The organism is Brevundimonas variabilis (assembly GCF_014199945.1).
Classification (GTDB): Bacteria; Pseudomonadota; Alphaproteobacteria; order Caulobacterales; family Caulobacteraceae; genus Brevundimonas; species Brevundimonas variabilis.
Genome location: NZ_JACHOR010000003.1, coordinates 329,694 through 342,636, shown reverse-complemented (window position 1 = coordinate 342,636; position 12,943 = coordinate 329,694). Strand labels below are relative to the sequence as shown.

Annotated in this window: 13 protein-coding genes and 1 pseudogene; 3 read left to right on the top strand and 11 right to left on the bottom strand. The window is 66.1% G+C overall.

From position 1 onward, the window contains the following. Positions 1–33: 33 nt before the first annotated feature. Positions 34–807: a PhoH family protein gene (locus GGR13_RS10355; RefSeq protein WP_183213450.1), complete on the bottom strand. Its 774-nt coding sequence runs from the start codon at positions 805–807 to the stop codon at positions 34–36. A 342-nt stretch (positions 808–1,149) separates the two neighbouring features. Here GGR13_RS10355 and GGR13_RS10350 point away from each other — a divergent pair. The 3 genes and pseudogenes from GGR13_RS10350 to GGR13_RS10340 form a co-directional block, all read left to right on the top strand. Further along, positions 1,150–1,542 (top strand): annotated as a pseudogene (locus tag GGR13_RS10350) (gamma carbonic anhydrase family protein); the annotation flags it as partial. A gap of 225 nt (positions 1,543–1,767) precedes the next feature. Then, on the top strand, positions 1,768–3,414 hold the full coding sequence (locus GGR13_RS10345) for a M28 family peptidase (RefSeq protein ID WP_183213448.1): 1,647 nt from the start codon (positions 1,768–1,770) through the stop codon (positions 3,412–3,414). 34 nt (positions 3,415–3,448) lie between these two features. Next, the gene (locus GGR13_RS10340; RefSeq protein ID WP_183213447.1) at positions 3,449–3,961 is read left to right on the top strand and encodes a hypothetical protein; all 513 of its coding nucleotides are present in this window, start codon (positions 3,449–3,451) and stop codon (positions 3,959–3,961) included. 3 nt (positions 3,962–3,964) lie between these two features. Here GGR13_RS10340 and ychF read toward each other — a convergent pair whose 3' ends face one another. The 10 genes from ychF to GGR13_RS10290 all read right to left on the bottom strand — a co-directional run bounded on the left by ychF (position 3,965) and on the right by GGR13_RS10290 (position 12,876). Next, entirely contained in the window at positions 3,965–5,062 is a 1,098-nt protein-coding gene (gene ychF / locus GGR13_RS10335) for a redox-regulated ATPase YchF (protein WP_183213446.1), read from the bottom strand. Positions 5,063–5,173: 111 nt separating this feature from the next. After that, positions 5,174–5,647, bottom strand: a complete 474-nt coding sequence (locus tag GGR13_RS10330) for a copper chaperone PCu(A)C (RefSeq protein WP_183213445.1) — start codon at positions 5,645–5,647, stop codon at positions 5,174–5,176. Further along, the gene (locus GGR13_RS10325; RefSeq protein ID WP_183213444.1) at positions 5,644–7,008 is read right to left on the bottom strand and encodes a PepSY-associated TM helix domain-containing protein; all 1,365 of its coding nucleotides are present in this window, start codon (positions 7,006–7,008) and stop codon (positions 5,644–5,646) included. Before GGR13_RS10325 ends, GGR13_RS10330 begins: the two co-directional genes overlap by 4 nt. Continuing rightward, complete coding sequence (locus GGR13_RS10320; protein WP_183213443.1) at positions 7,008–9,083, bottom strand: TonB-dependent receptor family protein; 2,076 nt, start codon at positions 9,081–9,083, stop codon at positions 7,008–7,010. The genes GGR13_RS10325 and GGR13_RS10320 overlap by 1 nt, the downstream gene beginning before the upstream one ends. A 73-nt stretch (positions 9,084–9,156) precedes the next feature. Further along, the gene (locus GGR13_RS10315; RefSeq protein WP_183213442.1) at positions 9,157–9,549 is read right to left on the bottom strand and encodes a DUF2946 family protein; all 393 of its coding nucleotides are present in this window, start codon (positions 9,547–9,549) and stop codon (positions 9,157–9,159) included. Positions 9,550–9,591: 42 nt separating this feature from the next. Then, positions 9,592–10,221, bottom strand: coding sequence for an aminoacyl-tRNA hydrolase (pth, locus tag GGR13_RS10310; protein ID WP_183213441.1), 630 nt, complete (start codon positions 10,219–10,221; stop codon positions 9,592–9,594). Positions 10,222–10,225: 4 nt separating this feature from the next. Beyond that, the gene (locus GGR13_RS10305; protein ID WP_183213440.1) at positions 10,226–10,558 is read right to left on the bottom strand and encodes a type II toxin-antitoxin system PemK/MazF family toxin; all 333 of its coding nucleotides are present in this window, start codon (positions 10,556–10,558) and stop codon (positions 10,226–10,228) included. Continuing rightward, positions 10,558–10,782: an antitoxin MazE-like protein gene (locus GGR13_RS10300; RefSeq protein ID WP_183213439.1), complete on the bottom strand. Its 225-nt coding sequence runs from the start codon at positions 10,780–10,782 to the stop codon at positions 10,558–10,560. The genes GGR13_RS10305 and GGR13_RS10300 overlap by 1 nt, the downstream gene beginning before the upstream one ends. Before the next feature lie 101 nt (positions 10,783–10,883). Then, entirely contained in the window at positions 10,884–11,570 is a 687-nt protein-coding gene (locus tag GGR13_RS10295; RefSeq protein WP_183213438.1) for a 50S ribosomal protein L25/general stress protein Ctc, read from the bottom strand. 160 nt (positions 11,571–11,730) lie between these two features. Further along, on the bottom strand, positions 11,731–12,876 hold the full coding sequence (locus GGR13_RS10290; protein ID WP_183213437.1) for a hypothetical protein: 1,146 nt from the start codon (positions 12,874–12,876) through the stop codon (positions 11,731–11,733). Positions 12,877–12,943: the final 67 nt, after the last annotated feature.

The window sequence follows — 12,943 nt, the reverse complement described above, 5'->3', positions numbered from 1 at the left end:
CCAACTTCTCCCGCAAGGGGAGAAGGATTTCCGTCAGAGCACCCCGATCATGCTGGCCACCAGCGGGTGGCGGACGATGTCGCCTTCGGCCAGGCGGACCACCGAGATTTCCGGCACCGCCTCCAGTCGCGCCGCGATGTCGGCAAGACCCGACAGCGAGGGCAGCAGGTCGGTCTGGCCGGGGTCGCCAGTGACCACCATGGTCGAATGCCAGCCCAGCCGGGTCAGCAGCATCTTGAGCTGGACGTAGGTGCAGTTCTGGGCCTCGTCGATGACGATGAAGGCGTTGTTCAGCGTGCGACCGCGCATGTATCCCACCGGCGCGATCTCGATCAGGCCCTCTGCCATCAGGGCCCCAACCCGTTTCATCGTCAGCCGGTCCGACAGGGCGTCGTAGAGCGGCCGCAGATAGGGGGCCAGCTTGTCCTCCATCGCCCCGGGCAGGAAGCCGATCGACTCCCCGGCCTCGACCGCCGGGCGGCTCAGGACGATGCGTCCGACCTTGCCGGCCTCCAGCGCCTCGACCGCCTTGGCCACGGCCAGATAGGTCTTGCCGGTGCCTGCAGGCCCGAGCGCCACGCACAGGTTGGAGGTATCGATGGCGTTCAGCAGGGCGGCCTGGCCCTCTGACTTGGGTTTCAGCGTCTTGAGATAGCCCTGCTCGCGGTCATCGTTCGACGGATGGGGCGACCACCCGCGGTTCGAGGCGGTCGGCAGGCGCCGCACCTTGGAATCCTGACCATAATCGGGTCCGTCGAAGGCTCCGCCTTCGCGAGATTGACGCTTGATGGCTGCACGCTTGGTCATCACGGCCTCATGGCTGGGGAGACGCCGTCCGGAGGGCCCGGTCGGCGCTGGACAAGAAAAAAGGCGATGCCGGAATGGCAACGCCTTGAGCGGTATCGGGGAGGAGAGCGGAGGCGCAGACGCCACATCCGGGGTCGGGAGAAGAACCAGCTTCCAGTGGGCGAACCCACCGCCGAACCCAACGCGACACTCGCGTCTCCTTGCGGCCTGGCCGGACCGGGCTTGATCCGGCTACGGATCCGGGGCCAGTAGGCGTGGCCTCGAATCGCAAACACACTCTGATGCTAGCGTGGTTTACGAAGGCTTAAAGCGCTCATTTTCCAAAGTTATGACGGTGATGTGATGACGATCTATACGCTGGGTGACAAGTCTCCGGACCTTCCGTCGCAGGACGAATACTGGATTGCGCCCAATGCGACTGTTGTCGGTCATGTCATCCTGAAACCCGGGGCCAGTGTCTGGTTCGGGGCCGTGCTGCGCGGGGACAATGATCCCATTACCATCGGCGAGAACTCGAACATCCAGGACGGCAGTGTCCTGCACACCGATGCGGGCGAGCCTCTGATGATCGGGCGCGGCGTGACCGTCGGGCACATGGCGATGCTGCATGGCTGCGAGATCGGCGACAACACCCTGATCGGGATCGGGGCGGTCGTGCTAGGGCGGGCGAAGATCGGCCGGAACTGCCTGATCGGTGCCAATGCCCTGATCACCGAGGGCAAGGTCATCCCGGACGGGTCGCTGGTGATGGGGCAGCCGGGCAAGGTGGTGCGGGCGCTCGAACCCGGCCAGATCGCGGCACTGGAGGCTTCGGCCGAACACTATGTGCAGAACTGGAAACGCTACGTCCGGGACTTGAAACCCGTCTGAGCCCGCCACGCTGGATGACAAAACCGTAAGGGACACGGTGGGTCGAGGTGCCTAAGGTGCGCGCCGAAACCTTTCGGAAAGCGAGACCCCATGTTGCGTCGTATCCTGTGTGGCGTGTCCGCCGCGACCCTTCTGCTGTCAGCCGGCGCGGCGATGGCGCAGGACTTCTCGGCCGAGCGGATTTCCGAGGAAATCCGCACCATCTCAGCCGATGATTTCCTGGGTCGCTATCCCGGTACCGAGGGCGAGAAGAAGACCCTCGACTGGCTGCAGGCCCGCTATGAGGCCATGGGCATGGAGCCGGGCGGACCGAATGGTCAGTGGCTGCAGCCGATCGACCTGAAGCGCTATACCCCGGTCGCGGATTCGGCCTCGGCCAGCTGGACCGGTCCGGATGGCACTGTTCACGCGCTTCAGGCGGGGACGGACATCATCCTGCGCGCCGCGACCAACGACGGTCAGGCCCGGGTCAAGAATGCCGGTCTGGTCTTCGCCGGCTACGGAATCCATGCGCCGGAGCGCTCGTGGGACGACTATGGCGACATCGATGTGCGGGGCAAGGTGGTCATCGTCCTGTCCGGCGAGCCGACCGCGGAGGGCGTGACCGAGCGGTTCAACGGGGCCTATCCGACCGCCTACAACAACGGCTGGTACAAGGCCGACGAGGCCTTCCGGCGCGGCGCTGTGGGGATCATCACCCTGATGCCGGTGGCCGCGACCGATGCCGGCTGGCTGCGGATGGGCCAGTTCAACAATCGCCAGCGGACCCTGTCGCCGGGGGCTGCTGACCTCGAGTTCAGCGGCGCGATCAACCATGATCTCGGGGCCCAGTGGGCCGCTGCCGCCGGTCTGGACATGGCGACTCTTTCCGATACGGCGACCGGCGAGTTCAAGGCAAAGGCCCTGACCGGCGTCACCCTGTCGGTGGCGGCAGCCGAGACGATCGACACCCTTCGCACGCACAACCTGCTGGCCAGGATCACTGGCACCGAGCAGCCGGACGAGACCATCGTCTTTTCCGCACACTGGGACCACGTGGGCGTCGGTTCTGACCACGTCAGTGAAGTCTCGACGACCACGGACAACATCTACAACGGGGCCTGGGACAATGCCTCGGGCACCGTGGGCATCCTGGAGATGGCGCGTCAGCTGAAGGCGGCTCCCGCGCCGAAGCGGACCATCGTCTTTGCCCATATGGCGGCCGAGGAAATGGGTCTGCTGGGGGCCTATGGCTATGTCGCAAACCCGGTCTATCCCCTGGAGACGACTGTGGCCGACATCAACATTGATATGCTGCCGCTGTCGGCTCCGACACGGGACCTGCCGATCTTCGGCAAGGGCCAGAACACCCTAGAGGACAAGCTGCAGGTCCTGGCTGAGGCCGAGGGCCGCTATGTCACCGATGATGGCCAGCCGGAGCAGGGCTTCTACACCCGGTCCGACCACTTCCCCTTCGTGCGGGCCGGCGTCCCGGCCCTGATGACCTGGCACGGCGTGGATCTCGACGAAGGCGGGACCGAGGTCGGCAAGCCGGCCTATGACGCCAAATTCCGGGCCGACTATCACAAGGTCTCGGACGAATGGTCGGCGGACTGGGACCTGCGCTCGGCGGTCGAGAACCTGACTCTGCTGTACCGGCTGGCCCTCGACCTCGCCAATGGGGATGAGTGGCCGACCTGGAAGCCGACGTCGGAATTCGGCAGCACGCGCGCCCTCAGCGACGGTGCGCGGCAGTAATCGAACCGCCCGGGCTGGCGAGCGTTCGGTGGGGATGACCAGACCGGACCTCGCCCTCGGGCTGCTGCTGTCAACCGCCTTGCTGGCGGCCTGTGGGCAGGAAGCGGCCGTCAATTCCCCGACCGAGCCGGCTCCGGCGATCGAGACGCCGGCCATGGCTACGCCGGGTGTCGACAGCGGCATCGCCGGCTCGGGTGCCATGCCCGGCACGGGGCCGACCAGTTTCGTCGGCCGCTGGTCCCGCGATGTCAGCTGGTGCGCCGATCCGGCGGGTAATCCCCGCACCCTCGCGATCACGCCCGTCCAGTTCGCGGGCGATGGCCAGCGCTGCGAGATCGCCAGCATCGACCAGGCCGTCAATGGCTATGACGCCAACCTCCAGTGCCAGACCGGCACCGGGCCCCGAACGGAACGGGTCAGCATGACCGTTGCCGGACAGGTGCTGACCCTGACCTGGCTGGATCGTCAGGACGATCCTGTCACCCTGACCAAATGCACGACGCTGGGCGACAACTCGACCAAGGCTCCGGCATTGCCGGTGCCCTGAGCCTCAGCCGCTGAACAGGAAGTTCATCACGTCGCCGTCCTTGACGACATAGGCCTTGCCCTCGGCGCGCAGCTTGCCGGCCTCGCGAGCCTTGGCCTCGCCGCGCAGGGCGACGAAGTCCTCATAGGCGATGGTTTCGGCCCGGATGAAGCCCTTCTCGAAGTCCGTGTGGATCACGCCCGCCGCCTGCGGGGCCGTGTCGCCAACGTGGATGGTCCAGGCGCGGGCCTCCTTGGGACCCACGGTGAAATAGGTCTGCAGCCCCAGCAGGGCGTAGGCCTCGCGGATCAGGCGCGTGAGGCCGGGCTCTTTCAGCCCCATGCTCTCGAGGAACTCGGCCTGTTCGGCGGGGTCGAGCACGGCCAGTTCGGAATCGATCTTGGCCGAGATCACGACGGACTTGGCATTGTCCTCGGCCGCGCGTTTGGCGACCCGGTCGGAGTATTCATTGCCCTTGTCGGCCGAGTTCTCATCGACATTGCAGACATAGAGGGCGGGCAGGGACGTCAGCAGCTGGAGCATATGCCACGCCTTCTCGTCCTCCTTGCTGACCTCGACCACGCGGGCAGGCTTGCCGGCCCGGAGCGGCACCAAGGCGGCATTGATCAGGCGCAGCGTCGTCTGGGCGTCCTTGTCGCCGCCCTTGGCCTTCTTCTCAACATTGACGACCCGCTTCTCGAGGCTTTCGAGGTCGGCCAGCATCAATTCGGTCTCGATGATCTCCAGATCGCTGACGGGATCGACCCGGCCCTCGACATGGGTGATGTCGTCATCGACGAAGCAGCGCGCCACGAAGGCGACGGCGTCGCAGTCGCGGATGTTGGCCAGGAACTGGTTGCCCAGGCCCTCGCCTTTGGACGCGCCCCGGACCAGTCCGGCGATGTCGACAAACGTGATGCGCGACGGGATGATCTCCTTGGAGCCCGCGATTTCGGCCAGCGCCTCCAGCCGCGGCTCGGGCACGGCGACGTCGCCGGTGTTCGGCTCGATCGTGCAGAACGGATAGTTGGCCGCCTGGGCCGCCGCCGTCTTGGTCAGGGCGTTGAACAGGGTGGACTTGCCGACATTGGGCAGGCCGACGATCGCGACTTTCAGAGCCATGGTATTCCTGGTGCAGCCACGGCGCAGGGCGACATGGTCGATCTTGTGAGGCGCGAGCCTTTAGCCGGTTCGAACCGGTTTGTCAGGCTCGGCCTTCACGAGAACCCGGCGTCAGTGCCCGCCGTGATCCATCTTTGCCGCCGGCAACGCTGGCTGGCCCACGCTGGCCTCGACCTCGACAGGGCGGGCCGACGCGAAGGTCAGCGTCAGCTTCACCGTGTCGCCTGCCACCAAAGGCTCTTTCACGCCCAGCAGCATGATGTGATTGCCGCCCGGAGCCAGCGCCACGGCCTGACCCGCCGGCAGCGGCAGGCCCGCCTTGGCCTCGTACATGACCATCATGTTGTTCTCCATGCTGCTCTCATGGACCTGGGCGAGGGCACTGGCCGGGCTTTCGGCCGTCATCAGCGTATCGTCCCGGCTGGCGGTCAGGGTCAGGTAGCAGCCCGTGACCTGCCGCCCCGCCGGCGTCGGACGACAGATGGCCCCGGTCACACTGACGACGGCCAGATCGGCCTTCGTCTCGGCCGGGGGAGAACAGGCGGCCGTGGCCAGAACAGCCGACAGGATCAGGAGACGCTTCATGACAGGACTTTCCGGCTTGGCCCGCTTCGCTTGCCGATCGCCGCCACTGCCCGGTCGAGCAGGACGGCCACCAGAAGACTGAGGCCGGTCAGAGGATAGAGAATACACAGCGGCAAGACGATGCCGAGAACTGCGACCTTGGCGCGCGCTCCGGGCGGCGCGACCGGCGCGGCAAGTCGCCCCTTCGGCCGCCGTTTCCACCACATCATCACGGCACTGATGCCCAGCAGCCAGACCGCGATACAGCCCGACAGCATGACCAGTCGGTTGATCTGGCCATACTGGGTGCCCTGGTGGGTGTAGATGCTCCATTCGAAGGCTTTGGCTCCGATACCGAACTGACTGTAGCCGATGTCGGCCCTGACCGCGCCCGTTGCCCCGTCGACATACAGGCTGCGGGCATCCTGGACCCGGCGGGCCTCGTGCGCGACGGTCCAGGTCACATCGCCGGATTTCGGGATCGAGACCGTGAAGGGCAGGGCCATGCCCTCGGCCCGCGCCGTCGCCACGACCCTCGAGAGCGCCTGATCCCCGGACGCCGGCGCTGACAGGACCATGCCGTCCATCAGCCAGCCCGTGCCCACCGGCTTGTCGGCATGGTCCGCGTGCTGCCAGTCGTTTGCCGCAGGGGCAGGGGGGCGACCCAGCCCGTTGGCCCGGACCGCGCCCATGAACTGGTCGCCCCAGACCGCCGACCACAGCATCCCCGTCATGGCCAGGAACACGATGATGCCGCCGGCATAGAGACCCGTGACCGCATGCAGGTCCCGCCAGAAGGGTCGGCGACCGGTCCGGGCCGCCCTGATCGCGACTATGCCGACATCCCGCCCCCTTGGCCACCAGAGGAAGATGCCGGTGGCGAACAGGATGATGGCCCAGCCGGCCACGATCTCGACCCAGACGTTCATCACTGGACCGAAGAACTCCAGACTGTGGAGCTGTTTGACCGTCTCGGTGACCCCGACCAGGCCGGTAATGCCGGTCACCTGGGCATCATAGGGGTCGACAAAGACGATCCGCCCCTGGCCCTCGGCGTCGTTGACGACGACCCGGACGGCCGCGTCCGGCGTGGCCGGGACGCGCACCGAACGCGCCTCCCCCCCGGTCACGACCTCGGCCGCCGCGATCCAGCGATCGGGCGACACGGTGCCGGCGCGGGCCTCGACCCGCGCCATGTCGCGCCAGAGCACCCCGTCGATCTCGTCCTTGAACAGATAGACCCCGCCGGTCAGGGCCAGCAGCAGCAGAAAAGGCAGGACCAGCAGTCCGGCATAGAAATGCCAGCGCCAGACGGTGCGGTAGGCTGCCGACAGGGGGGCGGGGGCAGCAGACGCCGCGCCGGATGTGTGAGACGTCGCCATCAGTATGCGAACCTCAGGCCGACGAAGGCCGAGACGCCTTCACCCGGCCAGAAGACAGCGGTGGAGGCCGTGCGGGCATCGGTCACGGCACTGAAGTTCGACACGTAGCGTTCATCCAGCAGGTTCCGTGCATCGACCGAGAGGCTGGTCCGTTCGTTCAGGGTCCAGCCGAGACCCAGGTTCAGGACCGTGTATCCCGGCACCTTGAAGGTATTGGCATAATCCAGCCAGGAGTCCGACGGTGTCGTCTCGACGGAAGGTGCGATGAACCAGCCTGACGGATGGTCGTAGCGAAGCTCGGCGCGATACAGATGGGGGGGCACCAGAGGCAGATCGTTGTCGCCGTAAACCCGGTCATTCTCGAAGAAGAAGTCGGACAGGGTATAGGTCTGCCTCAGCCGCCATCCGGGGGCGAACCGCCAGTCGAGGCCGGCCTCGATCCCCTGATGCACCGTCGGGCCGGCATTGAAGGTGGCTGCCGGGATGCCCAGCGCCGGATTGACGACGAAGTTCAGCAACTCGTTTTCGAGTTCTGCCCGATAGACCGCCACATCCCATGAGAACTGGCTGGTACGGCCCCGCACGCCCGCTTCCCAGGTCCAGGCTTCCTGGGCCTCGATCGGGGCAAATCCGCCGACGGTCGGGGATAGGGAGCCAAAGTTCGGCGGCTCGATCGACCGGGTGACATTGGCATAGGCCTGGGCGCCGGACTCGCTTTCCCACAACAGGCCAACACGGGGAGCAAACCAGTCGTAGTCCTTGTCCCGGGTCAGGTTGAAGGTCGACGCCACACCGGGGACGACGAAGCTCTGGAAATCCCGTTCGGCGCGACCCCAGGAGCCGCCTGCAACGATGGCGACGCGGTCCGTCACGAACAGGCGGCCTTCGCCAAAGACGTCGAGCGCTTTTGCATTCTGGCGGGCGCGGGCCGTGCGATTCCCGCTGGACCCTCTCACATTGACGAACTGCTGGGCATCCAGGTCTCCGACCCTGTACCAGGCGCCGCCGAAGGCATCGGCCCGGAGACCGAACAGGCGACCCTCCCAGTCCAGCCGACCGAAGGCGCCGTAGTTGCGGCTCTGCTGGTCGATGACCTGGAAGATCGGGTGGTGCAGATCCTTCCAGGTGCCATAGACCGCGCCCTCGAACAGCAGGTCCGAACTCAGCCGCCAGCGGGTCGAGAGGGTTGTCCGCACCGAGGCATAGTCACGCTGATAGTCATTGGCCACATTGGCGGCAGCCGCCATGATCGGCGTGTTCAGGGCCTGGGTCAGTGTCAGCGATCCGGGGATCTGCTGATGGATATAGGCCCCCTGCACGATCAGTCGCGCTTCGCGGTCCTCGCCGAAGCTGCGACCGATGTTGGCGGTCACATACTGCTGCTGTCCGTCCGAGTTCTGCCGCCAGCCCTCCGCTGTTGTGCCCGTGACGCCCAGGAACCCGTCCCAGTCGCCGCGCACCCCGCCGATCTCGGCATGGAGCCGACCCGTCTTCCAAGACCCGAAATCGGCACGAAGGCTTGCGGTGTCGCCGATCGTGCTGCCGTTCGGGGTGACCAGATTGACGGCCCCGCCCAGCAGGGCGCCGCCAAAGCGCAACGCGTTGCCGCCCTTGTAGACCTCGGTGTAGCGGGCCAGCAGGGGATCGACCATCTGGACGTCGCCGAAGCCATCGGCCTCGTTGAACGGGATACCGTCTTGCGACACGAACAGGCCGCGCAGATGGTTGGCATTGCCAATGCCCGAGCCCCGGATCGAGATGCGGACGTCACCGCCCCATTTCTTCTGGGCATAGACGCCGGGCACATCGCGCAGGACGTCGGCGATATTGGGGGCATAGCGGCTTTGGAGGCTTTCGGCCGACACCACGGCGACGGATCCGGGTGTCCGCGACAGGCGACGTCGAGCCTCGGCGACGGTCGGCGAATCCTCGGGATTGGGCGTGGCCGTGACGATCACCTCGCCCAGATCGGCGACGGGAGCAGGGGCGGAAGCGGCACTCTGGGCGAAGGCGGGGGTGGCGATGGACGCCACCAGCAGCAGCGCACCTTGCGCCGCCGTGGTCTTGAGAGACATGGGGGATTTCCTGAAACAGAGACAGTCATGCGCGCGCCGTCGTGCGGTCGCGCGCCTTGCTTGGCGGTCTGGTTCAGGCTTGCGGTGGAGCGGTGGAGTACGGGCGCGGCGGGGCGCGGGCCGGGGGCGGAGGGCTGGTCGAGAGCGGAGCGTGGTCGATCGCTGCGACGATCCGGACGACGGGAGCGGGCTCCGGCACCGGGGGCGGGGGCAGGACCCCGGGCAGTGGCATGACACAGGCGGCGCATTTCGCCCCGGACAGGCCGTCCTCAGGGTGCTCTTCCGTGGGGCCACCCGACTGGATCGTGCGGGGGCCTTCCACCGAACACAGCACGATCGGCTGACCGGGGACCGAGGCCGCCATGGCCGCGAACGGCATCAGGGTGCCAAGCACGATCGCGAATGTCGCGGCCAGGAAGGCCAGCGAGCGGAATGTCGACCAGGATTCGGATGCCGGGCGGTTCACGATGATCGCCTTAGCCTTGGCAGGACTGAATGACCAGCGCGACTATTCGCCCTTGCGGGCAGCCTCGGCCGCCTGGCGCGGACTGAATTTGGGTGCGGGTGCCAGCCGCAGCACCTCCCCCTGATACCGCTCGTCCTCACCGGCCAGGGCAAAGGGCAGGGCGTCCGCGCAGGCGTTCAGCAGGGCCTCGAGCCAGGGCTGTTCGGCCTTGTGGAAGTCGCCCAGCACATGCGGCATCACCAGCGTCTTGTCGCCCGGATGACCGATCCCCAGGCGGCCACGGCGGAATTCGGCCCCCACATGGCTGATCATCGAACGGATGCCGTTCTGGCCGGCGGCCCCGCCGCCTGTCTTCATGCGGAACCGTCCGGGGGCCAGGTCGATCTCGTCGTGGAAGACGATGATGTCGGCGGGCTTGATCTTGTAGAAGCGGGCGGCCTCGCCAACGGCCCGGCCGCTCTCGTTCATGAAGGTCTGGGGCTTCATCAGCAGCACCTTGACCGGACCCGCGGGTGTGTCGACCTCGCCATCGCGCACGACAGACTGGAATTTCGCCCGCTCCGGCCCGAAGCGCCAGCGACGCGCGATCTCGTCCACGGCCATGAAGCCGATGTTGTGGCGGTTGTTCTGGTATTTGGGACCCGGATTGCCGAGGCCTGCGAGGATGATCATGGTGTCAGGACGTTCCTGTCGATCCGAGGCCGAGGACAAAGGCCAGCTGCGGTTCGACGACCGCCATTTCCGAAGCCGTGAGGTGTCCGATCACGTCGCCGCATTTCTCGCGACGGATGGCCTGCATCTTCTCGGTCATCAGGACTGAGGCGGACCTCAATCCGTTTGCGGTGGCGGGCTCCAGCACCACACGATGGGGTGAGGCGAACTCGAGGCCGCTGGTGAAGGGACAGACAAGCACGCTGGCCGATTGCAGCAGCTCATCTGACTGAAGAACAAGCGCGGGTCTGGGTTTGTCGCCGGGCAGGGCGACAATGACCACATCACATCGTCTCATTACGGCAGGTCCCGCCAGATGTCGGCGGCATTGGCATCACTGCTATCCTGGAGATGTTGCGCCTCCGCGCTGTTCAGCTCCCTCACGAGGGCGGCATTCATCGCTTCACGGAACCCCGGCATTTCGGGGTCCAGGGTCCAGATGCGCACCTGCTTCAGCCCCGCCGCCTTCTTGCGAGCCCGATAGGCCTTGTACTTGTCTGGCTTGGGCAGGTGAATGTTCATGGTCGCAAGGTAGCGCGCCACCTTGATCCGGGCAATCCGGATACGAAAAACCCCGCCCCGGTTTCCCGAGGCGGGGTGATTGTGGGTCTCGCTGAAAGCGATCAGGCTTCCGTCGCGTCTTCGTCCTGCTCGGTGGCCGGAACGTCGCCGGCTTCGACAGCGGCGGCTTCGGCTTCGGCCTGCTCTTCGGCAATGGCTTCTTCGATCTGGTCGATGGCGATGGCAGCCGACGACACCTTGATCGAGGCGATCATGAAGTCACGGTCGCTGATGGTGGGCTCGACGCCCTTGGGCAGCTTGATGTCCGAGATGCGGATGGAGTCGCCCAGCTTGTGACCCTTCAGGTCGACAACCAGATCTTCCGGAATGTGGTCGGCCTGAACCGAGATCTCGACCGTGTGACGCACGATTTCCAGCGTCCCGCCCTGACGGAAGGCGGCGCACTGGTCCTGGTTGATGAAGTGAACGGGCACTTCGATCGTGATCGTCTGCTTGGCGTCGACGCGCATCAGGTCGAAGTGGAGCGGGCGGTCCGAAACCGGGTCGAATTGGACGTCACGGGCGATGACCGGCTGGGTCTCGTCACCGTACTTGAGCGTGACCAGGTGGCCCAGCAGCTTGCCGGTGTAGAGCGACTTGCGGAAGTCCTTCTCGTTCACCGAGATGGCGACCGGAGCCTTGTCACCACCGTACAGGATGCCGGGGACGGAACCGGCGCGACGCGCCGCGCGGGCACCACCGGTGCCGGTGTTTTCGCGAACGTCAACGTTCAGGATGATCTCGGCCATCTGGCTCGCCTCAATAACAAAAACGCCTGCACGACTTTTCATGGCCGTGCGGCGGGGTCATGGACCCTCGAATTCAAGAGCGCGGGTCATTACACGCAAGACACCGGATGCGCAACTGCCTGCAGGTCAGTTGTCGTCGGCGAGGGCCAGAGCGCCCGATTTAGTTCGGCTGATAGGGTGCGCCGCTGTTCAGGCTGGACGTGGTCGAGGACTGGACAGGGGTCGGGACCGGAGCCGGGGAGGCGATCGGTGTCGGCGTGATCGCCGGGGTGCGTGCGGACGTCACCGGATCCGACACAAAGCCTGTGGGGATCACGATCGCCGAGCCCTGCGTGCAGGACGCCAGATCGCGGACCACATGCCGTCCCACGCAGAACATGTCCTCATAGCTCGGCCGCGATGCTGCAAGGCACTGATAGAGGTTCAGCTTGGAGATGTTCAGGCAGAACTCGGTGCTGCTGTCCGTCTGAAGCGCGTCGGTGTTGACCCTGGCCTCGTCACCGGCTGCGCCGAGCGCCGCAAGGGCAGCAATCGCAAGTGCGTTTGCGATGGCGGGTGTGTAGGGCGGCCTGCGGGTCGGGGCTTCGATATTCAGACCCGCTCCGCTGTTGGCGGCAGCAAACAGGGCGGCCGCCTCGGCTGCGGACGGCAGCATCGTGCCGGCCGAGTTGGTCTTCGCGTCCTGAAGACGGCTGTTCCGGTCGGCGATATGGGCCACGGCCCAGGCCCGGCGCGGGTCATTGCGCTCCTGGATCGTATAGGCGTCGGCCTCGATCGATTCGGCTGCGTCCGTCAGTGCGGTGATGTCTCTGGCGAGGGTCGCGATGATCAGACCCGCCGCGTGTTCCGCACCGGGCAGCACCGCTGCATAGGCCGGGTCCGCCGTGATGGCCGCGATCATCTGCTGGCGTTGCGTTGGATTGATGCCGTACTGGCCGACCCCTGCGACGAACTCCGGTGACTGCAGCGCGATGATCGAGGCATAGGCAATCATGCCGCGCGAAAGCTGGGCCGGATCATAGGCCGTGCCTTTCCGCAGAGCCTCCTGGATGGCTTCGGCGCTGGTGAAGCCACCGCGCATCTGTGCCGTATCGCGCATGAAGGTCACGTAGATGGACGCAGCCTGCGCGACGCTGTCGTTCAGGGCGATCGCCGGGGGCTTCCGCGCGGCGGCGGCAGCGGCTTCCGCCGCCAGTCTCTGGGCTTCGATTTCGGCGGCAGACGGGCCGCTTTCGCAGGATGCCAGGATCATGGCGGCGGCGAGGGCAGCCATCGAAAGGCCACGGCGCACGAGCGACGAGTTCATGAACGGATTTTCCCACGAGGACGCGAAGCGCAATGAATGCGCCATTACTGTTGGCGCTTATAAGGCG

Excerpts from the sequence above, each read along its gene's own strand:
- GGR13_RS10325 (WP_183213444.1), bottom strand. The coding sequence starts at position 7,008 with ATGGCGACGTCTCACACATCCGGCGCGGCGTCTGCTGCCCCCGCCCCC.
- GGR13_RS10295 (WP_183213438.1), bottom strand. The coding sequence starts at position 11,570 with ATGGCCGAGATCATCCTGAACGTTGACGTTCGCGAAAACACCGGCACC.
- ychF (WP_183213446.1), bottom strand. The coding sequence starts at position 5,062 with ATGGCTCTGAAAGTCGCGATCGTCGGCCTGCCCAATGTCGGCAAGTCC.
- GGR13_RS10305 (WP_183213440.1), bottom strand. The coding sequence starts at position 10,558 with ATGAGACGATGTGATGTGGTCATTGTCGCCCTGCCCGGCGACAAACCC.
- GGR13_RS10300 (WP_183213439.1), bottom strand. The coding sequence starts at position 10,782 with ATGAACATTCACCTGCCCAAGCCAGACAAGTACAAGGCCTATCGGGCT.
- pth (WP_183213441.1), bottom strand. The coding sequence starts at position 10,221 with ATGATCATCCTCGCAGGCCTCGGCAATCCGGGTCCCAAATACCAGAAC.
- GGR13_RS10290 (WP_183213437.1), bottom strand. The coding sequence starts at position 12,876 with ATGAACTCGTCGCTCGTGCGCCGTGGCCTTTCGATGGCTGCCCTCGCC.
- GGR13_RS10355 (WP_183213450.1), bottom strand. The coding sequence starts at position 807 with ATGACCAAGCGTGCAGCCATCAAGCGTCAATCTCGCGAAGGCGGAGCC.
- GGR13_RS10320 (WP_183213443.1), bottom strand. The coding sequence starts at position 9,083 with ATGTCTCTCAAGACCACGGCGGCGCAAGGTGCGCTGCTGCTGGTGGCG.
- GGR13_RS10330 (WP_183213445.1), bottom strand. The coding sequence starts at position 5,647 with ATGAAGCGTCTCCTGATCCTGTCGGCTGTTCTGGCCACGGCCGCCTGT.
- GGR13_RS10340 (WP_183213447.1), top strand. The coding sequence starts at position 3,449 with ATGACCAGACCGGACCTCGCCCTCGGGCTGCTGCTGTCAACCGCCTTG.
- GGR13_RS10345 (WP_183213448.1), top strand. The coding sequence starts at position 1,768 with ATGTTGCGTCGTATCCTGTGTGGCGTGTCCGCCGCGACCCTTCTGCTG.